This window comes from Salinithrix halophila, from assembly GCF_042650125.1.
GTDB classification, from domain to species: domain Bacteria; phylum Bacillota; class Bacilli; order Thermoactinomycetales; family DSM-45169; genus Salinithrix; species Salinithrix halophila.
The window spans coordinates 666,502-686,053 of the sequence record NZ_JBHSAP010000007.1; the positions used below are offsets into that span (position 1 = coordinate 666,502).

Annotated in this window: 19 protein-coding genes; 4 read left to right on the forward strand and 15 right to left on the reverse strand. The window is 51.5% G+C overall.

Features of this window, described 5'->3' with window-relative positions:
• Nucleotides 1–39 precede the first annotated feature (39 nt).
• The 3 genes from ACFOUO_RS05370 to ACFOUO_RS05380 are packed head-to-tail and all read right to left on the reverse strand — an operon-like array spanning nt 40 to nt 2,467.
• The gene (locus ACFOUO_RS05370; protein ID WP_380702915.1) at nt 40–201 is read right to left on the reverse strand and encodes a FeoB-associated Cys-rich membrane protein; all 162 of its coding nucleotides are present in this window, start codon (nt 199–201) and stop codon (nt 40–42) included.
• 27 nt (nt 202–228) lie between these two features.
• On the reverse strand, nt 229–2,214 hold the full coding sequence (feoB, locus tag ACFOUO_RS05375) for a ferrous iron transport protein B (protein WP_380702917.1): 1,986 nt from the start codon (nt 2,212–2,214) through the stop codon (nt 229–231).
• Nucleotides 2,215–2,242: 28 nt separating this feature from the next.
• The gene (locus ACFOUO_RS05380) at nt 2,243–2,467 is read right to left on the reverse strand and encodes a FeoA family protein (RefSeq protein ID WP_380703273.1); all 225 of its coding nucleotides are present in this window, start codon (nt 2,465–2,467) and stop codon (nt 2,243–2,245) included.
• Between the two features lie 237 nt (nt 2,468–2,704).
• Here ACFOUO_RS05380 and ACFOUO_RS05385 point away from each other — a divergent pair, with 237 nt between their 5' ends.
• Nucleotides 2,705–3,349, forward strand: coding sequence for a lysoplasmalogenase (locus tag ACFOUO_RS05385; RefSeq protein WP_380702919.1), 645 nt, complete (start codon nt 2,705–2,707; stop codon nt 3,347–3,349).
• An 87-nt stretch (nt 3,350–3,436) separates the two neighbouring features.
• Here the strand turns inward: ACFOUO_RS05385 and ACFOUO_RS05390 are convergent, their stop codons facing one another.
• The 6 genes from ACFOUO_RS05390 to sufC form a co-directional block, all read right to left on the reverse strand.
• Nucleotides 3,437–4,858 carry a DUF2690 domain-containing protein gene (locus ACFOUO_RS05390; protein ID WP_380702921.1) on the reverse strand — a complete coding sequence of 474 codons (1,422 nt, stop codon included), beginning with the start codon at nt 4,856–4,858 and terminating at the stop codon, nt 3,437–3,439.
• Nucleotides 4,859–5,015: 157 nt separating this feature from the next.
• Nucleotides 5,016–6,440 (reverse strand): Fe-S cluster assembly protein SufB, encoded by a 1,425-nt coding sequence (gene sufB / locus ACFOUO_RS05395; RefSeq protein ID WP_380702923.1) that lies wholly within the window; start codon nt 6,438–6,440, stop codon nt 5,016–5,018.
• Between the two features lie 25 nt (nt 6,441–6,465).
• Nucleotides 6,466–6,903, reverse strand: a complete 438-nt coding sequence (gene sufU / locus ACFOUO_RS05400) for a Fe-S cluster assembly sulfur transfer protein SufU (protein WP_380702925.1) — start codon at nt 6,901–6,903, stop codon at nt 6,466–6,468.
• Nucleotides 6,890–8,110, reverse strand: coding sequence for a cysteine desulfurase (locus ACFOUO_RS05405; RefSeq protein WP_380702927.1), 1,221 nt, complete (start codon nt 8,108–8,110; stop codon nt 6,890–6,892). Before ACFOUO_RS05405 ends, sufU begins: the two co-directional genes overlap by 14 nt.
• The gene (gene sufD / locus ACFOUO_RS05410) at nt 8,107–9,411 is read right to left on the reverse strand and encodes a Fe-S cluster assembly protein SufD (RefSeq protein WP_380702929.1); all 1,305 of its coding nucleotides are present in this window, start codon (nt 9,409–9,411) and stop codon (nt 8,107–8,109) included. The genes ACFOUO_RS05405 and sufD overlap by 4 nt, the downstream gene beginning before the upstream one ends.
• A 17-nt stretch (nt 9,412–9,428) precedes the next feature.
• Nucleotides 9,429–10,217: a Fe-S cluster assembly ATPase SufC gene (gene sufC, locus ACFOUO_RS05415; RefSeq protein ID WP_380702931.1), complete on the reverse strand. Its 789-nt coding sequence runs from the start codon at nt 10,215–10,217 to the stop codon at nt 9,429–9,431.
• 271 nt (nt 10,218–10,488) lie between these two features.
• Between sufC and ACFOUO_RS05420 the strand changes: the two genes are divergently transcribed.
• Nucleotides 10,489–11,013 (forward strand): type 1 glutamine amidotransferase domain-containing protein, encoded by a 525-nt coding sequence (locus ACFOUO_RS05420; protein ID WP_380702933.1) that lies wholly within the window; start codon nt 10,489–10,491, stop codon nt 11,011–11,013.
• Nucleotides 11,014–11,373: 360 nt separating this feature from the next.
• On the opposite strand, the gene ACFOUO_RS05425 is transcribed toward ACFOUO_RS05420, so the two are convergent.
• Nucleotides 11,374–12,246, reverse strand: a complete 873-nt coding sequence (locus ACFOUO_RS05425; protein ID WP_380703275.1) for a YitT family protein — start codon at nt 12,244–12,246, stop codon at nt 11,374–11,376.
• 202 nt (nt 12,247–12,448) lie between these two features.
• On the opposite strand from ACFOUO_RS05425, the gene ACFOUO_RS05430 reads away from it, so the two are divergent.
• Nucleotides 12,449–12,979 carry a histidine phosphatase family protein gene (locus tag ACFOUO_RS05430; protein WP_380702935.1) on the forward strand — a complete coding sequence of 177 codons (531 nt, stop codon included), beginning with the start codon at nt 12,449–12,451 and terminating at the stop codon, nt 12,977–12,979.
• Between the two features lie 443 nt (nt 12,980–13,422).
• Complete coding sequence (locus ACFOUO_RS05435; protein ID WP_380702937.1) at nt 13,423–14,850, forward strand: amino acid permease; 1,428 nt, start codon at nt 13,423–13,425, stop codon at nt 14,848–14,850.
• Between the two features lie 95 nt (nt 14,851–14,945).
• On the opposite strand, the gene ACFOUO_RS05440 is transcribed toward ACFOUO_RS05435, so the two are convergent.
• The 5 genes from ACFOUO_RS05440 to ACFOUO_RS05460 form a co-directional block, all read right to left on the reverse strand.
• The gene (locus tag ACFOUO_RS05440; RefSeq protein WP_380702939.1) at nt 14,946–16,742 is read right to left on the reverse strand and encodes a M3 family oligoendopeptidase; all 1,797 of its coding nucleotides are present in this window, start codon (nt 16,740–16,742) and stop codon (nt 14,946–14,948) included.
• 146 nt (nt 16,743–16,888) lie between these two features.
• Complete coding sequence (locus ACFOUO_RS05445) at nt 16,889–17,020, reverse strand: hypothetical protein (protein ID WP_380702941.1); 132 nt, start codon at nt 17,018–17,020, stop codon at nt 16,889–16,891.
• A 246-nt stretch (nt 17,021–17,266) separates the two neighbouring features.
• Nucleotides 17,267–17,659 carry a carboxymuconolactone decarboxylase family protein gene (locus ACFOUO_RS05450; RefSeq protein ID WP_380702944.1) on the reverse strand — a complete coding sequence of 131 codons (393 nt, stop codon included), beginning with the start codon at nt 17,657–17,659 and terminating at the stop codon, nt 17,267–17,269.
• Between the two features lie 91 nt (nt 17,660–17,750).
• Nucleotides 17,751–18,734 (reverse strand): NAD(P)H-quinone oxidoreductase, encoded by a 984-nt coding sequence (locus ACFOUO_RS05455; RefSeq protein WP_380702946.1) that lies wholly within the window; start codon nt 18,732–18,734, stop codon nt 17,751–17,753.
• 70 nt (nt 18,735–18,804) lie between these two features.
• Nucleotides 18,805–19,497, reverse strand: coding sequence for a hypothetical protein (locus tag ACFOUO_RS05460; RefSeq protein WP_380702948.1), 693 nt, complete (start codon nt 19,495–19,497; stop codon nt 18,805–18,807).
• Between the last annotated feature and the right edge of the window lie 55 nt (nt 19,498–19,552).

Genomic DNA, 19,552 nt, shown 5'->3' on the forward strand with positions numbered 1-19,552 from the left:
AAAACCCCTTGGTCCAAAAGCTGCGGACCAAGGGGTTTTTCAGGTGTTGGATAGATCCTGAATTGAACAGTTACCGCTGGAAGGACAACCACTACATCCGCCGGAAGAGCAGGCACTGCCGGAGTTTTTCAGACGGCGGACGAAGCTGACCAGCTGCCAGGCCGCAAAGCCGAGTACGGCTGCGATCACGAGGTAAATCATCGGGCTCTCCCCTTTCTTCCAGGAGTCTCAAAGGAGCCATCCCGCCGCTTGGTAGACCATCCAGGCGACAACCCAGGCGACGGCAAAGCTGTACCCCACGGAAAACACCATCCATCCCCAAGAACCCGTTTCCTTTTTCAACACCACCACCGTAGACACACAGGGCGTATACAAGAGGACGAAAAAGAGAAAGGCCAGAGCGGAAGCAAACGTGAACGTACTGGGAAGTAAAGTGGCCAAGGTGCTGACTGAATCCCCTGCGCTGTATGCGACACCCATCGTTGCCACCACGACCTCTTTGGCCAGAAACCCGGTTAGGAGGGAAACTCCTGCTTGCCAGGAGTCGAAGCCCATCGGGGCGAAGAGTGGAGCGATAAAATCCCCTATAGAGGCGAGAAAACTTGCTTCCATCCGCACCTCTCCCTGCCATGAATAGTGACCGAGGAACCAGAGTAGAACCGACATGCCGAAAATAATGGTCCCCGCTTTTCGGACGAATCCCTTGGATTTATCCCAGGTATGTAGGAGTAAGCTCTTCAGCATCGGTGCCCGGTAAGGGGGGATTTCCATGACAAATAGATCTTCCTCCGCCCGGATGAAACGATTAAGGACGAAAGCCGTACCAATCGCCATCAAAATGCCGGAAATATACAAGAGAAAAACGATCTCCGCCTGCCACTGGGAAAAGAAAGCAGCAACGAAAAGCGCGTACACGGAAAGACGGGCCGAACAGGACATAAATGGAGAAATGAGGGCTGTCAAGAGACGGCTTTTCCGGTCTTCCAAGGTACGGGTCGCCATAATGGCGGGAACATTGCATCCGAAGCCGAGCACGAGCGGGATAAAGGCCTTCCCGTTCAGCCCTATCCCCCGCAGAAACCGGTCCATCAGCACCGCTGCCCGAGCCATATATCCGGAATCTTCGAGAAAGGAGAGGCACAGGAACAAGGTCGCAATCTGGGGGACGAAAACGAGCACGGCTCCCATACCCGCCAGGATGCCGTCGGTCACCAGCTGCATGAACCAACGGGGGCTATCCATCGCTGACAAAGCTGACGCGAGCCCTCCCGATATGGGACCTGCGATCCATGCGTCCAACCCATCGGAAAGTACAGTCCCCACCCAACTAAAAGTAATTTGAAAGATGAGATACATGAAGAGGAAGAATATCGGTAAGCCCAAAACGGGATGGAGCAGCCATCCGTCGATCCGACCACTCCAAGACCGATCTGCCCCTTCTCGGGTAACGGTCCCCTCCATCATCGCTTCCACCCAGGCATAGCGGGCTTCCCGAATTCGCGCGGGAGCCTCGAGAATGCCCGAACGGATCCTCTCCATCTCCAGGAGTCCCCTATTTTCAACACTTTCTTGGATCATGGCCGATACACTCTCGTTTCCTTCTAACCACATGAGAGCCAGCCAACGCAGATGGATCGACGACGGCCGTTTCATCTCCCGAAGGAAGGGTAACAGAGCCTCCACCCCATCTTCCACTTCTCCGGAGTACCGGATGGATGTCGGACCGGGGCGAATATCCTTTTCCATCCGCTCGAGCAGAGAGCTCTTTCCTTCCCCCCGCCGAGCCACCATCGGTACCACAGGCACCCCCAGCTCTTGTTCCAGACGATTCTTGTTGATGCGAAAACCCCGGGTGTCAGCCACATCCATCATGTTGAGGGCGACGACCATGGGCAGCCCCATCTCCAGCAACTGAGCCGTGAAAAATAGGTTCCGCTCTAGGTTGGAAGCATCGATAATGTTCAGCAAAGCACTCGGTTGTTCTCCGAGAATGAAAGACAGGGCGATTTTTTCCTCCAAGGATTGAGCGGAAAGACTATAAATGCCGGGAAGATCGACCATTTTCCATTCCCGGCTGCCCTTCACCCACCCTTCCTTTTTATCCACGGTCACACCGGCCCAATTGCCCACGTATTGCCGTGTGCCAGTCAAAATATTAAACAATGAGGTTTTACCCGCGTTCGGATTCCCCACGAGTGCGATCGTCTGATTCATTCCCTCTCCACATCCCCGATCAAGGAGTTCAGGATTCCGTGTCGATCCGGATTCCCTTTACATCGTTTTTACGAAATCCCATCTGGTATCCTCGAAAACGAAGAATGATCGGATCTCCCAATAAGGCCTTTCTTACCACTTCCACCTCGGTTCCAGGCGTCAAACCCAGATCGAGAACCCGATTGCGGAAGGTCTTCTTAACCCTCACATCCACAACACGCCCTCTTGTCCCCACTGCACATTCACTCAGCATCAAAGGACATCCCCCCAATTGCATAATGATAATCATTATCAACTTGATCATACCCGAACTGGAAGATTTCGTCTAGTTTTTTTCAATTTAACAGCTGATTGGGATCTCTGGATAGATCATCCGTTCTCGGGAGGAGTCTATAAGGTCATGTCGAATATGGGACATGAAATAGAAAAGGAGTGGTTTCTCCATGCACATCCTCCCCCTTCATCCACCTTGCTCCTGGGAGCTCCTCCGATGATTTTATCCTTAACCATCGGCACGTTCCTTTCGGCTGCCGCTTATCTATGGCTGGCGATCTATCGGGAATCTCCGCGATGGAAGTATGCCTTAAAGCCAGGCACCATGCTGTGGATCCTCATCCTGGCAGCCACGGGTGCCTTGGAAAACCCCGGTGCCTATAGTTGGTGGATCCTCGTCGGCCTGCTCTTCTCCCTGGCGGGGGATGTCTTCCTCATGCTGCCTTCGGATCGCTTCGTGCAAGGGTTAGCTTCGTTTCTCATCGGCCACCTCTGTTATATCACGGGGATTGCTACCCTGCCTCCCGGTGTGCCGGATCCCCTTTCGATGATCATGCTCGGGCTGATGGCTGCCATCGCCGTGGTCTTTAGCCGTCTGCTGGGTCCCGGCGCCTCCCGTGAAGGAGGAAAAAATCTTCGCTTCGCCGTAACCGTTTACGTCTCCGTGATTTCGCTTATGGTTTGGTTTGCCTTAAAGACAGCCCAGCCCCTTCTCATCACCGGCGCCGTAATCTTCGCCGTCTCAGATGCCATCCTGGGGTGGAATCGGTTCCGCCGTTCGCTAGCTTGGGCTGACTACGGTGTGATGTCCACCTACTTCACCGCCCAATGGTTTTTCGCCCTCAGTATTCACATGAGTTAAAGGCAGAAGTCCTTCCTCTACTCAAATAAAGAAAAGAGGGGCCCGGTTGAATCCTCCGATTCATCCACCGTGCCCCTCCATGCTTCCCTACTGGTTATAGAATTTGTCCAGAATATACTCTTCCGCTTTCACCTTTTCTCCGTAAACGTTGGTGACCTGTTTGTTTTTCAGCCACTTCCGGATATCGCTGTTCTTGATTTTGGTCACATGGACCGAACTTGAACTGACCATACGAACAACGACTTTACCGGTATTGCGGTCAAAAGTGACGTGAAGATAAACGGGCGAGGACAGTTGTTTTTTCTTTACATACGATGCTAGGTCTTTTTGAATGATCCTTTTAACCTTTTGCTCCATGGTTCGGGCTTCTGCCGTTTCTTTTCCTTTGGCTGAAAAGAAAGTGCCGGACTTCTTGTTTAGGAATTCTTGGTACCAAAGAGCTGCTGGATCTTGCTTGAACCGCTTCTTAAATTCCCGCTCAAAGTTGTCCCCTTGCTTCATCGAGTAAAAGAAACGGATGGTACCCGGTGATTTCCGTTCCAAGAATTGAATAAAGGCTGTCGCATCCTCGTACCCGCCTGTAAACGCATGTTTAAAAGGGTGTTCGACAATCTGCTTTCTGGACGGCAGTTTCGCTTGTGTAGCCCCGCCGTACCGTTTTGCATAGGTGAACATCGCATGATGGGATAACCCTTCATCCAGCCAGTGGGGCCAAACGGCAGGTTTATCATCCACCGGCATGTTCTTATCACTCGCCAATAGATGGTGAATTTCATGAATAAGAATATCCCTTAATTTGTTTTCCGAATAACCCTTGGTTTTATGATAAGAAATTGCGATATAGTCATCCCATGCTTCTGCAACATTGTCCGCCTCCAAGCCTTCCCGAACAACCATATTGATTCGTTTGAGATGCATAGGGTTACCATATTTCTCGGCCATATCAGGCAGGATCTGAGTTTCTACGTATTGGATAGCGGATTGAAGGCGGGCCTTATACGTTGGCTGGATACGGATCGTCAGATTCGAAAAATCGGCAGCTAACTGGATCTTTGGTGCCTTATTTTTACGAACAGCAGAAACGGTAAGCTCCAACGGGTCCCCTAAATCATGACCGTCTTCTTGGTAACCGATGACTGCATGGGCTCCTACAGGAGAGCTTTCCATGACTTGCCGCGTATAAATCCATTTTTTGCTGCCTTGCTTGTGTAGGAAGGAGGTTTGGTATGATTTCGAATCGGATTGTCGTTTGACTGTCACGTTGCCAACATCGGTTCCCATACCAGAACTGTTGAGAATCAACTGGGACCAGACCGTTTTACAGGTTTGACTCCGGCGCAACTCCAGCTTGGAATTGCCAACCGTATGATGCTGTATCGTGACGGCATCCTTCGAACATCCGGTTTTTACAGGGTCTGTCCCGTCATAGGAGGCCGCTTCCGCTGTGTACCCCGGCAATCCAGTGCACAATAATCCTATACTTAAAGTGACTGCGAATATTTTTCTCACTATGACACACCTCTTTTCTCTTTTTATCATCTAAAATCATTATACCAGTCTAATATTTAACAATCATGACATAACAATGAAACAAACCTTACAAAAATGTAAGGTTTCAAAACAAAAAAACCCAGCCGTATGTGGCTGGGTTTGAAAATGGTACGGTTTAACCGATGGAGCCTTCCATCTCAAACTTGATGAGGCGGTTCATTTCAACCGCGTATTCCATCGGTAGTTCTTTGGTGAAGGGCTCAATGAAGCCCATCACGATCATCTGGGTCGCTTCTTCTTCGGAGAGGCCGCGGCTCATCAGGTAGAAGAGCTGCTCCTCAGACACCTTAGAAACCGTCGCTTCGTGTTCCAAGGTGATGTCATCGGTCTTGATCTCGTTGTAAGGGATCGTATCCGAGGTGGACTGATCATCCAGGATCAGCGTATCACACTCGATTTTGGCCTTAGAACCTGCTGCTTTCTTGCCAAAACTCTGCAGTCCTCGGTACGTCACTTTCCCACCCTGTTTGGAGATCGACTTGGAGACGATGGTGGAAGTGCAGTTGGGAGCCAAGGCCGTCACTTTGGCACCGGCATCTTGGTGTTGACCCTTACCGGCCACTGCGATGGAGAGGACGTCTGCTTTGGCGCCTTCTCCTTTCATGATCACGGCGGGGTACTTCATCGTCAGTTTCGACCCGATATTACCGTCCACCCATTCCATATGGGCTCCTTTTTCAGCGACAGCCCGTTTGGTAACCAGATTGTAGACGTTGGGAGCCCAGTTCTGGATGGTGGTATAGCGGCACCGGGCATGATCTTTGACAATGATCTCCACAACGGCGCTGTGCAGCGAGTTCGTGCTGTAGATCGGCGCTGTACAACCTTCGACATAGTGGACGAAGGATTCTTCGTCAGCAATGATCAACGTCCGTTCAAACTGCCCCATGTTCTGGGAATTAATTCGGAAGTATGCCTGCAACGGCACTTCGCATTTAACCCCCTTAGGGATGTAAATGAAGCTTCCGCCGCTCCAGACGGCACTGTTCAGGGCGGCGAATTTGTTATCCGACGGGGGAACGATGGTGCCGAAATATTCCTTGACCAGTTCGGGGTATTCTTTGACTGCCGTATCGGTATCGCAGAAGATGACCCCTTGGTCTTCCAGCTCTTTTTGCATATTGTGGTAAACCACTTCTGATTCATACTGGGCAGAGACACCGGCCAAGAACTTCTGCTCGGCTTCTGGAATTCCGAGGCGATCGAAGGTGTGCTTGATCTCCTCCGGCACTTCATCCCAGCTGCGGCCTTGGCGCTCTGACGGTTTTACATAGTAAGTGATATCGTCAAAATTCAAATCGTCCAGTTTACCAGGCAGGATAGAGAACCATTTGGAATTCTGGGAACTGGGCATCGGCATCTTGTAAAACTGTTCCAGGGATTTAAGACGGAAGTCCAGCATCCACTGGGGTTCTTCTTTCATACGGGAGATCTCTTCCACGATTTCACGGGTCAGTCCTCGTTTGGAACGAAAGACGGAGACGTCCTTATCGTGGAAGCCATATTGATAATCCGAGATTTCGGGCATTTGCTTCGCCATGGTACATCCCTCCTTCAGGGTGGAATCAACGGTCGTCCGTTGGTCCCTTGGCGCCTTTCTCCAGAGCCTTCCATGCAAGGGTGGCACATTTAATCCGTGCGGGAAACTTGGCTACCCCTTGCAGGGCTTCAATATCTTCAAGGGGAAACTCCTCGGTATCCACGTCCTCCCCTTGCATCATGCGGGAAAAGAGATCCACGAGTTGCAAGGCCTGATCCACGGACAATCCTTTGACCGCCTCCGTCATCATCGAGGCGGATGCCAAACTAATGGAACAACCTTCACCCAAAAATTTGGCTTCTTTAATTGTATCATCCTTTACGCGCATCTGCACAGAGATCCGGTCTCCGCAGGTCGGATTGTTCAGATCGACGGTGACAGCACCATCCTCAATCCGGCCGCGGTTCCGGGGTTGTTGGTAATGGTCCATAATAACGCGCCGGTACAGATCATCTAAAGACATTGCCAAAATACTCCTTCGTCTTTTGTAACCCCTGAACCAAGCGATCGACATCGGCTTCATCATTGTACAGATAGAAGCTTGCCCGTGCGGTGGCAGTGACATCCAACCACCTCATCAGGGGCTGGCAGCAATGGTGGCCAGCCCGGACGGCAATTCCATCAGCATCCAGTACCGTCGCCACATCGTGGGGATGGACCGTGTCGATATTGAAAGTGACGAGGCCGGTCCGGTTCTCCCGGGGTCCGTAGATCGTGACGCCCTCCAATTCATCCAGGCGTTCCAGAGCGTAGGCCGCTAAACGGCGGTCGTGGGCATCCACTTCCTCCATACCCACTGCCTCTAGATAATCGATGGCCGCTCCCAGTCCGACAGCACCAGCGATGATTGGGGTTCCCCCCTCGAACTTCCAAGGAAGTTCCTTCCAATTTGATTCGTAGAGATCGACGGTGTCAATCATTTCGCCACCAAATTCGATGGGTTCCATAGCCTCCAGGAGCGACTCTTTGCCATAAAGGACGCCGATCCCCGTCGGTCCCATCATCTTGTGTGCGGAGAAAGCAAAGAAATCGCAGTCGAGATCCCGTACATCCACTTTCATATGGGGAGCACTCTGGGCCCCGTCTACGACGATGACGCCGCCTTGGGCATGGACCACCTCCGCCAATTCCTTGATCGGAAAGACCGTTCCGAGAACGTTGGAAACCTGGGCGATGGCCACCACTTTGGTCTGCTTGGTGATCGCCACTTTCGCCTTCTCTAAGTTCAGGGTTCCATCCGGCTCCAAATCAAAGTATTTCAACGCAGCACCTGTGGCTTTGGCAGCCTGTTGCCACGGAATTAGATTGCTGTGATGCTCCGAGGGGGAAATCAGGATTTCATCCCCCTCAGTCAGCTTAGACCGGGCATAGCTGGAAGCGACAAGATTGAGGGCAGTAGTGGTCCCTCGGGTAAAGACAATCTCCCGAGTCGAGTCAGCATGAATGAAGCGGCGGACTTTCTCACGGGCGCCCTCGTAGGCGTCTGTCGCCTTGGAACCCAAGGTGTGTACACCACGGTGAACATTGGAATTGATCTCTTTATAATAGCTTTCCACCGCCTCGATCACCTGAATCGGCTTTTGGGAGGTGGCAGAACTGTCAAGATATACAAGCGGATTCCCGTTTACTTCCTGATCGAGGATCGGAAAATCCTTGGCATAACGGTTCATGATCCCAGCTTCCTCTCAATGACACCGACAAGCCGGTCACGGAGTGAATCAAAGGGGATCGTATCCAATACTGGGCCAACAAACCCGAAGATGACCAGCCGTTCCGCTTCCCGCCGGGTCAGCCCACGAGACATCAGGTAGAACATCTGGATGGGGTCGATTTTGCCGACACTGGCCGCATGACCCGCCTGAACATCGTTTTCGTCGATCAGGAGAATCGGATTGGCATCGCCCCGCGCCTGCTCACTCAGCATAAGGACTTTTTCCGCTTGCACGCCATTGGCTTTGGTAGCACCCTTCTCGATCTTAGTTACCCCGTTCAAGATCGTCTGAGCGGAATCCAGCATCACCCCGCGGGCGACGATGTCGCTCTCGGTATGGGTCCCCCAGTGGCGGACCGTAGAAGTAATGTTGGAACGTTGCTCCCCTGAACCGACGGTAATCGATTTGATCTGGGCGTTGGAACCGGCTCCCTTCATGTGGGTCGTGTTGTCGGAGATGGTACGACCTGCGTTCAAGTCACCCACGATCCACTCCAGATGGGCATCTCGGCCCACTATGGTCCGGCGATAAGCCGATTCCGTCGTTTCTTTGCCCTGGGTATGCAGCGTGGCGATCCGGAGACGAGCGTTATCCCCGACAAACACTTCTACCGCCCCATTGATGACGGCATCACTGTCTTCCTCGGAACCGTAGTTAGCGATGATATTGACATCACTGCCTCTTTCCACAACGGCCAGAAGATGCGGGAAAGTGCCGATTCCTTTACCGGCCGCCCAGAAAAGAATCTGGAAGGGAAGTTTCACTTGTACGTTTTTCGGTACATAGAGGAAAAGTCCTCCGCTGAAAAGTGCAGTGTGAAGGGCGGTAAGCTTATGTTCTTCGGGATTTACCGCCTCTGTGAGAAAATACTTTTGCAACAAGTCACCGTGTTCACGGGCAGCCGTAGCCAGATCCGTAAAGATGACCCCTTGTTCCTTTAAAGAATCGGCCAGTTGGCTGAACACGGGGCTGGAATTTTTCTGGACAAAAACATTGTCATCCTTCTCGACAGAAATAAACTGCCGGATCGTATCCGGAAGGGCATCGGCACTGGCGACGGCCTCTTCCGCTTTAAAAGGCTCAAATCCAGTGAAGTTCCACCGGTCGATGCGCGTCTTCTCCAGTTTGGGCAAATGAAGGTGGGAGACGGCATCCGAAGCGGCCAAACGCTTCTGAAGCAACCATTCGGGTTCTTGGAAAGACTGGGAAAGTTGGGTAACAGTTTGACGGTTAAAAAGTTGTTCGGTATGGACGCTCATATCGGACCCTCCCCCGCTCAAGCCTGTTGGCCGACGGTTTCGTCTTCGATGCCCAGTTCTTCTTTAATCCAGTCATACCCTTCAGACTCCAAGCGTTCAGCCAGTTCAGGACCACCAGATTTAACGATGCGCCCCTGCATAGCGACATGGACAAAGTCCGGTTTTACATAGTTCAACAGACGTTGATAGTGGGTGATAATGAGAAATCCGGTGTTCGGATTACGAAGGTTGTTCACCCCATCAGCAACCACTTTCAGGGCGTCGATATCTAACCCAGAGTCGATTTCATCCAGAATAGCAATACGAGGTTCCAACATCATGAGCTGCAGAATTTCGTTCCGTTTTTTCTCCCCACCGGAAAACCCTTCATTCAGATAGCGGTTGGCAAAGGATTCATCCATGTTCAACTGGTCCATCTTTTTGTCCAGCTGCTTGATAAATTTCATGATAGAGATTTCGTTTCCCTCGCCGCGCTTGGCGTTGACGGCACTGCGAAGAAAGTCGGAGTTGGTCACCCCGTTGATCTCAGAGGGATATTGCATACCTAGGAAAATACCTTTTCGTGCCCGTTCGTCCACTTCCATCTCCAGCACGTCTTCCCCATCCAGGGTGACGTCCCCCTGGGTTACCTCATAGCGGGGATGGCCCATCAAAGCTTGAGCCAGGGTAGATTTACCCGTCCCGTTGGGCCCCATGATGGCATGAATTTCGCCGCCTTTCACTTCCAGGTTTACCCCTTTGAGGATCTCTTTCTCCTCGATGGCCACGTGAAGATCTTTTATGGTCAGCTTGGGAGCCGTCGACATCTTTACATTCCTCCATATTCTCTTCACCTTCATACTCAAACGGAAAATCTTTTACCGTTTGCAGGTGGAAATGGTTATGTTACGATAAGGCTCGATACAGGTGAACCGCCGGATGATTTTTAGACTGATTATCACCTGATTCTCATTCCATTCTATATCAAGGAACTACAGGATTCAAGGCATCCGCGCTTTTGATATATTTTATGTATACACGGAGTCCCAGTCGCCGAAAACAGGCGGCAAACTTGAAATGGAGGAGGTCTTCGCGCTCATGCGTCTGAAAGGGAAAAAAGTGGTTTGTTTCGTCGATGCCGAATTTGAAGACCTGGAGTTGTGGTACCCGGTCATCCGCCTGCGAGAAGAAGGAGCGGAGGTACACCTCGCCGCTCCGGAAGCGGGGAAGGCATACCATGGGAAATACGGTGTCCCTGCAGTGGCAGATAAAGCCTACGCCGAGTTATCCGCCGACGATTACGACGGTGTCCTCGTTCCCGGAGGATGGGCTCCAGATAAGATCCGGCGCTATCCCGAGGTATTAGACATCCTCCGTCAAGCCGACACGGACCAAAAACCCATCGGTCAGATTTGCCACGCGGGTTGGGTGTTGGTCTCCGCCGGGATCCTGAAGGGGAAGAAAGTAACCTCTACCCCAGGAATCAAAGACGATATGACCAATGCCGGAGCCACTTGGGTGGATGAACCGGTAGTTGTCGACGGCCATCTCGTCTCCAGTCGCCGCCCGCCGGACCTAGCTCCTTATGCCCGTGCCTTCGCCGATAAACTGGCCGGCGAATGAAACCGATCCGGTGCATCGAGTGCTACAAGCAACGTCCGGGGGGACGATGTAATTTCTGCCCCCTGCACCGGAAAAATCGGCACCTATACAAACCAATCGACGGAGGTTGGTTTGTACGGAAAGAGGAGTCAACCGGCCCTGCTTCCGAATCCTCTTCCGCCGATGCTGATACGGATTCCTCCGTATAACCGCCCTTTTTAGGGCGGTTTTTCTAATGGAACCACTGGCTCATCTTCTGTTACTATCACCTAGAAACAGGATGGATACTCGAAATGAGACGGATTTACTGAATTCCCGTCGGATAAAAAAACAGCACCGAAGACTTCGGTGCCAATAGAATCTGTCTCGTATCCTTTTTCCCTAGTGAATATTTCGTTTCTTAAAGCGCCCGCCTTTTACCTCATTTAGATTACCTACAGCCAGAAACGCCTCATCATCGATATCCTCCACGATGGATTTCAGTTTCGCCTCTTCCAAACGGGTGACAACGCAGAAAATGACTTTTTTGTCATCTCCCGTATAAGCCCCTTCTCCTCTTAAGTAGGTTACCCCGCGACCGAGTCTGTGCAAAATCGCATCTCCGATTTCTTCGTACTGGTCGCTGATGATCCAGGCCGATTTCGTTTCATCAAACCCTTCCATCGTTGTATCAATCGTTTTAAAGGCGATAAAATAGGCGATCAATGAATACATCGCCCGATCCCAGCCAAAAACGAAACCGGCGCTGCCCAGGATGAAGATATTGAACACCATGACGGTCTGGCCAACAGAAAAGGGTAGCTGCTTATTGAAAAGGATAGCCAGAATTTCCGTTCCATCTAGCGATCCGCCATATCGGATAACCAGTCCAACACCGATCCCCAGAACGATTCCACCAAAAACCGAAGCCAAGAGCGGATCATCTGTTACCGGTTCTACCGAATGGAGAAGCTCCGTTCCCACAGACATGACAACCACGCCGAATAACGTGGAGAGGGCAAAGGTCTTACCGATTTGTTGGTAACCGACGAAAAAAAAGGGCAAGTTGAGGAAAAAGAGCAACACACCCAGGGGGATTCCAGCCAGATAGGAGAGAATAATGGAGATTCCCACCACTCCGCCGTCAATAACATTGTTGGGTACCAGGAACAATTCCAGCCCGACAGCAACCAATCCCGCGCCGATCAAGATAAGGATGCCCCGCTTCAAGATCTTAGGGATACTCAATTTTTTATGTTGCTTTTTTCTCTCCATCGCTTCTACTTCCAAGCTGACACCTCACCTCAGGATAAAAAACGCTTTCTTTTATTGTACCAAAAAAACGGACCTCATCAGGTTTTTCATCGATCACGCCGTCATCCGACGGAAATTATGGGCCCCTTTGGCCGGCGGTAAACGAAATGAGAAACACTACCGAAACCAAGACGTGATATCATCGTGATAGGAGGGAATACAGGTGACACGGTTTTATCTGGTTAGACACGGAGAACCCTACTGGGCCTTGACGGAGGAGCGAAAGCTAGTCGGCGTCCAACGCGATCTAGTTCCCTTATCCGAGAAAGGAGAACGAGAAGCGGAATTGGCCGCGAGGGACCCTCGTTTCGCGGAAGTGGAGTTAATTCTTACTTCTCCATACACCCGGGCCATTCAGACAGCAGCGATCATCAGCCGCCGACGAGATTTACCGATTACCGTCGAGTACGACTTGCATGAATGGGTGCCGGATCGATCCCTTTCCTACGATTCCTTCGAAAAACTGAAGGAGCTACGAGACGATTTTTACCGTCACCAAGGCTCCTATCCCAATGGGGAAGAGCGCCCCTGGGAAACGATGGAAAACGTAACCCAAAGGGCCCAGAGTGTCATCGACCGCTACCGGATTCATTCAAAGGTGATCATCGTCTGTCACGGTATGGTGATCCGGGCTCTCACTGGAGGGAACCGGGATGTCGATCACTGCGCGGTGGTGGAATGGGATCTCCCTTAACGTATCAAGAGCGCGGTTCCCACGCTCTTGATGTGCTTTCGGTAAACCTCATGGGGTGCTTCTTATGGAGCATGTTATCATTTTCCATAGGACAAACGTCTAAATTTATATTATACTTAATTTTTAGGAAATGCAGCGAGCATCCTTCCTTTTAAGGAGGTTGATAGCAAGCGTTCTTGTCCCAACATGTACCGTATTGAAAAATGATGCTCGTGGAGAAGATTCGATGAAGCGAGAAACCCTACCATTACAGCGGAGAGGCAGTTTACATAGGATGTCCCTTCTGTTTGCAATGGAAATCATGTCTATCTGATGGATCTCACCCGAAGGGAAATGAACTCGGCTGCTAACTGCTGCCGAGCGAGAGGTAGGGAAGCCCAACAGATGAGCCAGATTGGGCAAGAGAAGGGATGATCCTGACATCCATGATGGAGGTGATCCCAATGGAAGTTCAAAAAACCGAGCGCGGATTGTTCCGCAAAAAAAACATCGCTTATATCATCCTCGCAGCGGAGCAAGGACCCTCATTGAAAAAGGAGTTGAATACCTGGGATCTGACGATGTTGGGGATTGGAGCCATCATCGGTACAGGGATTTTCGTTCTCACAGGGGTCGGTGCTACTACCGCCGGCCCAGGAATGATGCTTTCCTTCATTCTAGCGGGGGTAGCTTGTGCTTTGGCGGCATTTGCCTATGCGGAATTTTCTTCCACCGTTCCGGTGTCGGGTTCCGTCTATACATACAGCTACGCCACTCTAGGGGAAATGTTTGCTTGGATCATTGGTTGGGACCTAATGCTCGAATATTTACTGTCAGTCAGTACCGTTGCCGCAGGATGGTCAGGCTATTTTCAATCTCTTCTCAAAGGATTCGGTATGGAACTGCCTCGAGAGATGACAGCAGCTCCGGGTTCCATACCAGGAGTAACGACGTACTACAATTTACCGGCCTTTATCATCGTCATGGCCCTTACTTATCTTTTATCCATCGGTATTAAAGAATTGAAGCGGTTCAACAATGTCATGGTCATCATCAAAGTAGCGGTCATTCTCCTTTTTATCATTGTCGGCTTCAGCTACGTCAAACCGGACAACTGGACCCCCTTTCTCCCTTATGGATTCTCGGGTGTTTTTCAGGGGGCAGCCCTTGTCTTCTTCGCTTATATCGGTTTTGATGCCGTCGCATCCGCAGCGGAAGAAGTGCGGAACCCCACGCGGGACCTACCAAAGGGGATCTTTTTCTCCCTGGGAATCTGTATGCTCCTCTACGTCGTGATGGCGGCCTTCCTTGTCGGGATCGTGCCCTTTTCACAGTTCTCCGGCCATGAAAACAGCCCGGTTGCCTACGCGCTCCAGGTAGCTGGACAAGACTGGCTGGTCGGCATCGTCAGCTTAGGGGCCCTCCTCGGGATGACCACCGTCATGCTGGTCATGTTGTATGGACAGACACGGATTATCTTCGCCATGTCCCGTGACGGTCTATTACCCAAATTCTTTTCCCATATTCACGAAGATTACCGGACTCCCTACGAGACCACCTGGATCATCGGCCTCGCTGCCGGCCTTTTAGGTGCTTTTGTTCCGCTTCACCAACTGGCCGAATTGGTCAATTTGGGCACACTGACTGCCTTTGCTCTCATCTCGGTCGCGGTTATTATTCTACGCAGGACCCGCCCCGATTTGAATCGAACATTCCGCTGCCCAGGCGTCCCGTTTCTACCGATCTTAGCCATTTTAGTCTGCTTGTTCCTTATGTTCCAATTGTCCATGATGACTTGGATCCGTTTTGGCGTGTGGCTTTTAGCAGGGATGATCGTCTACTTCTTGTACTCTAGGAAGCATTCCCATTTGAACCAATTCCACGACCAATAATCCACACTCCTAAATACCCAACCCCGCGCCTGGTAATTTGCCGAGCGCGGGGTTGTTTACGTATGGGCCAAATTCCGTAGCGATAGGCCCCAGTCTTACTTTGTCAATTCCAAGAAGCGATCGATATCACGATGAACCCGATCAATGGCTCCCTGCCAGAAACCAGGGCGAGTTAGATCGACACCCAGGTGTTTGTAGGCGAGATCTTCCACGGTCATCCGACCGGTGTCACGGAGAAGATCGACATATTTCTTCGCAAAGGCAGGACCTTCCTCCATAGCGCGGCTATAGAGGCCGGTACTGAACAGATAACCAAAGGTGTAGGGAAAATTGTAAAAAGGGACCCCCGTGATGTAAAAATGGAGTTTAGCCGCCCAGAACCAAGGGTGGTACTCTGATAAAGAGTCTTTAAACGCCTCTTTTTCTGCTTGAACCATCAATTCTTTCAAGCGCTCCCCGGAGACCAGTCCCTGGGAGCGTTCTTCATAGAAACGCGTCTCAAACAGAAAGCGGGCGTGGATGTCCATAAAGAAGGCAACAGAACGCTGGATTTTATCCTCTAACAAAGCAATTTGCTGTTCTTTGCTCTTCGCCGAACGGATCGATGCATCCGACACGATCGATTCTGCGAAGGTAGAGGCTGTTTCAGCCACGTTCATGGAATACCGTTGCACCAACTGGGGTAGATCGTTCATCACATGCTGGTGGTACGCGTGCCCCAACTCGTGGGCCAAAGTGCTGATGTTGGAGGCTGTCCCGGCAAACGTCATAAAGATCCGCGACTGACCGCTATCGGCAAAATTGGTGCAAAAACCGCCGGGCCGCTTGCCAGGCCGGTCTTCCGCCTCAATCCACCGCTCCCGGAAAGCCTGTTCAGCGAAGCGAGCCATTTCGGGATCAAAATGAGCGAACTGCTCCAGGATGAAGGAGGCTGCCTCGTCATAACCAACCGAACTCTCTTCTTTTGCAACAGGAGCGTATAGATCATACCAAGCTAACTTTTCCACGCCTAGGAGGGTTGCCTTCCGTTCGAAGAAACGAAGGATTTTTCCTTTATTGCGGTCAATCACGTCCCACATCGTGGATAAGGTCGCACTGGACATTCGGTTGACGTCCAGCGGTTCCTTCAAAATCGAGTCCCACTCCCGATGACGGTACAATTGAAGACGAAAACCGCCCAAATGATTCAGCGTGGAGGCCAGCAGGTCCTCCTCCTTCTCCCAGGCTTCGTTTAATCTATGGAAAACGGCTTTGCGAACCTTTCGATCGGGGCTGGACATTTTGTTGGAGGCCTGCCCGATGGAGAGTTGCTTGGTTTGTCCTTCTTCATCATAGGGAATTCGCATACGACCGACAATCGAATTATAAAGATCCCCCCAAGCATGGTATCCATCCACGGCCAGATCCCCCGCCAAGCTCTCGGCATCCGCTGGCAGCCTCTCTGCTGCTCGTCTGCGCCTTTCTTCCAGGGGAAATGCGATAGGCGAAAAGCGGGACCCTTCCAGCAAGGAGTTCCACACAGGGGTCGGCATCTCTAGGAAAAGCTGGTCCAGCCGAGTCAACGAAGCGTTAAACGCAGCGCCGATCTGGGATAGACGCCCACGGAGCAACTTCGCCTTCTCATCCTTCACATCCTGGGACACAAGACAAACCACAAAAGCCCCCGCTTGACTCAGACGGCGGGAAAGACCCTGAACGGTTTCCAGCACACCGTACCAAACATCTGAATCTTGCGAGGGTTTTTTCTGTAGTTGGCGAATCCGGGCATCAAAATCCGTCGTATCCCTCTCTAGTTCCTCGAGGTATTCCCGAAACTGGGGAGAAGAGCTCCCGCCAGGGAAAAAAACATCGAGATCCCATTTCTGACTGTATTTTTCTTTTTTCGAAGACATAGCCTCACCTTTCTTTTATCTCTTTTTATCTACCCTGATTATACCATCTTATCGCTGGACACAAACTTTATGAAGTCTCTCGATGCAGAAAATAAAAAACCGGTGGAATTACCCACCCGGTTTTTTCCGTTCATGATCGGTATCTATTATTCGGCTCCAGCTTCAGAAGCCAGTTGTTTCGCTTTCCGATAATCTTCTTCCCGAGCCTCTTCCACCTGAACTTGCTTGTCGATGCTTCGTTCATATTCGGAATAGGTGATGTTATGGGAAGCTACCATAGCCCGTTCAATAGTTGCCGACGTCTTTTGATTACTGATAAAAGAATCGCTCCTTTAAATTAGTCACTGAAAATGGTAACGCGTTTCCAGTGAATGTTCAAACCTCAGATGGCACGCTGAGACGACGTCAGCACCTGTGATGGAGGCTGAGCGCTGTATACGTCCCCAAAATGGTCCATCTCCATCAGGCTCAAGCAAAGAATCCACCTTGGGAACAGACCCGAACAACAATAGACAGAGCCTGCTTCAGTGTTGCAACTCCTGGCCGTAACCCGGATTCTCGGCTTCTACCCCGCCCTGAAATCCGATCAAAGCATCCTGAAGAAGGGTGACAGACTGAGACATGGGAAGACCACTGCCAAAAGCCCCAGCTACCGCGGCCGCCTCCAGAACCTGCCGGTCGGATGCCCCCTGATCGATCGCCCCTTTTGCATGAAAAATGATGCAATACTCATCATTGGCCATCAGTCCCAGGGCCAGCCCGATCAAATGCTTATGCATCCCTGACAGTTCGCCCTCTTCAAAACAGGCCTCGGTAAACTGGATATATTCCTGGGCCACTTTCGGTAGGTGTTTTTGGAAAACGCCGACCCCTTCTTTGTAGTCTTGTAACGCTTGTTGAATCATGGAACCCTCCATGTAAGAGGACCTCCTCGCTTATTTGGGTGTCCCCTGTATCTTTTGCCCGAAATTTGCCAAACATGCATGAAATCTCGGGCCGGAGGGATCATCAATCGATGCGGAGTATCACCTTGCCAACGTTTTTATTCGCTTCCATATGTCGGTGGGCTTCTTGAACCCCCGCCCAAGAATAGATGCGGTCGACTATCGGCTTTAACCGACCCTCCGCGAAAAGAGGCAACGCTTTTTCCATGAAGTCCCGGCTCAGTTGTGTCTTGTAGGAAAGACTTCGAGAGCGCAGGGTCGTTCCCGTTACTTGAATCCGTTTCATCAAAAGGGGGGCGAGGCTGATGCTTTCGACCTTGGCACCCCCCAAGGTGCTGATCAGCACCAGCCTACCGTCCAGGGCAAGAGAGTCCATATTTTGCTCCCAGTACGGAGCCCCGACAAAATCTAAGATGAGGTTGACGCCCTGTTCTCCAAGGGTTTCTTTTAAACCGGGTGCAAAAGGACCTGCCTTATAGTTAAACCCGATACCCGCCCCTAATTCCCGGCAAGCGATCAATTTCTCTTCCGACCCCGCGGTTACGGCTACAAAGGCCCCTGCCTCCTTGGCAAGTTGGATTGCAGCCGTGCCGACACCACTCGCCCCGGCATGGATTAGCACCCGATCACCCTGCTCCAGCCTTCCAATCCAGAAAAGGGCTTGGTAAGCGGTTAGAAAAACCTCAGCGATAGCCGCCGCTTCTTCATAAGAAAGGTTCTCCGGAAGCGGCATCGCCATCGCTCCAGGAATCACGGCATACTCGGCGTAACCGCCCCCCGGCAGGAGTCCGAAAACACGATCCCCTTTTCGCCAACCTTGGCAGTTCTCCCCCACCTCTTCTACGACACCGGCCATCTCCAACCCCAGAAGAGGACTCGCGCCCGAAGGCGGTGGATATTTCCCTTGCCGTTGCATGATATCTGCCCGGTTGAGAGCAGTCGCCTTCACCCGTACAAGGAGCTCATTATCAGTGGGCTCTGGTGTTGGGTACTCTCCCATCACCAATTGGTCCGGCCCGCCCGGTTGATTGATCCGTACAGCTTTCATCCCATGGCCTCCCTTGTGGGGAATGACACGCAAAAAGTTGTTTCCCTTTCTCTCCATCCGGAAAACAACGTCAACCGGCTTCGTAAACGACGGATTCCGTCATTTTGGAGAACGCTTCTTCCCATGCTCCTTCATCTACCAGATGTTCTGCTTTACGCCAACCTTCCTCATCCACGGAAGACGCGAAAGGTTGAAGTCGACGAAAGGTTGAAACGGCTTTCTCCCATTCCCTTTCTTCCGCTTGAAAAAGGGCCAGCTGGTGAATCGCATAACAAAGACCCGGCCCTACGAGGTTACGCCCGTCTTCCTCGGTATAACCGGCAAACCGATCCTCTTCACGTCGGATCAGCCCTTCCAATTCCCGTTCCGCCTCTTCCTTACGACCAAGGCGGTATCGGTAGTAGCAAAGGTAAACCTCCAGATGAAAACGACTCATCATATAACCCATGGAATCCGGATAAGCGGAGAGGGCATCCTCCATTTTCCGCTCTGCTTCGGCAAACCGCTCCTCCGCCGCATCCATCTCCGCCATTTCCACTAGACTACGAACATAAGCAAAGTGGCGGTTCTCATTATCATCCGGCCCGTTGGCGGCGATCGTCTCAAAAAGGGGGTAAGCCAACGCTTTTTCCCCCCGCTGCATAAGGGTCACGGCGATCAGCATACGGGAATTCAGCTGATCAAACTCACTGAAAATATGGTTGGGTAATAAGTGAGCGACCTTCTCCCGGGCCGCCTCCTTCAATTCATCCAGTCGTGGCATGTTTTTCCCTCCAGATAGGGAGGGGTCCGGCAATGGCCCCTCCGTATAATCCCCT

Bases quoted from the DNA above. Each gene is read 5' to 3' on its own strand.
- ACFOUO_RS05370 (WP_380702915.1), bottom strand. From the start codon at position 201: ATGATTTACCTCGTGATCGCAGCCGTACTCGGCTTTGCGGCCTGGCAG.
- feoB (WP_380702917.1), bottom strand. From the start codon at position 2,214: ATGAATCAGACGATCGCACTCGTGGGGAATCCGAACGCGGGTAAAACC.
- ACFOUO_RS05380 (WP_380703273.1), bottom strand. From the start codon at position 2,467: ATGCTGAGTGAATGTGCAGTGGGGACAAGAGGGCGTGTTGTGGATGTG.
- ACFOUO_RS05385 (WP_380702919.1), top strand. From the start codon at position 2,705: ATGATTTTATCCTTAACCATCGGCACGTTCCTTTCGGCTGCCGCTTAT.
- sufB (WP_380702923.1), bottom strand. From the start codon at position 6,440: ATGGCGAAGCAAATGCCCGAAATCTCGGATTATCAATATGGCTTCCAC.
- sufU (WP_380702925.1), bottom strand. From the start codon at position 6,903: ATGTCTTTAGATGATCTGTACCGGCGCGTTATTATGGACCATTACCAA.
- ACFOUO_RS05405 (WP_380702927.1), bottom strand. From the start codon at position 8,110: ATGAACCGTTATGCCAAGGATTTTCCGATCCTCGATCAGGAAGTAAAC.
- sufD (WP_380702929.1), bottom strand. From the start codon at position 9,411: ATGAGCGTCCATACCGAACAACTTTTTAACCGTCAAACTGTTACCCAA.
- sufC (WP_380702931.1), bottom strand. From the start codon at position 10,217: ATGTCGACGGCTCCCAAGCTGACCATAAAAGATCTTCACGTGGCCATC.
- ACFOUO_RS05420 (WP_380702933.1), top strand. From the start codon at position 10,489: ATGCGTCTGAAAGGGAAAAAAGTGGTTTGTTTCGTCGATGCCGAATTT.
- ACFOUO_RS05425 (WP_380703275.1), bottom strand. From the start codon at position 12,246: ATGGAGAGAAAAAAGCAACATAAAAAATTGAGTATCCCTAAGATCTTG.
- ACFOUO_RS05435 (WP_380702937.1), top strand. From the start codon at position 13,423: ATGGAAGTTCAAAAAACCGAGCGCGGATTGTTCCGCAAAAAAAACATC.
- ACFOUO_RS05440 (WP_380702939.1), bottom strand. From the start codon at position 16,742: ATGTCTTCGAAAAAAGAAAAATACAGTCAGAAATGGGATCTCGATGTT.
- ACFOUO_RS05445 (WP_380702941.1), bottom strand. From the start codon at position 17,020: ATGGTAGCTTCCCATAACATCACCTATTCCGAATATGAACGAAGCATC.
- ACFOUO_RS05450 (WP_380702944.1), bottom strand. From the start codon at position 17,659: ATGGAGGGTTCCATGATTCAACAAGCGTTACAAGACTACAAAGAAGGG.
- ACFOUO_RS05455 (WP_380702946.1), bottom strand. From the start codon at position 18,734: ATGAAAGCTGTACGGATCAATCAACCGGGCGGGCCGGACCAATTGGTG.
- ACFOUO_RS05460 (WP_380702948.1), bottom strand. From the start codon at position 19,497: ATGCCACGACTGGATGAATTGAAGGAGGCGGCCCGGGAGAAGGTCGCT.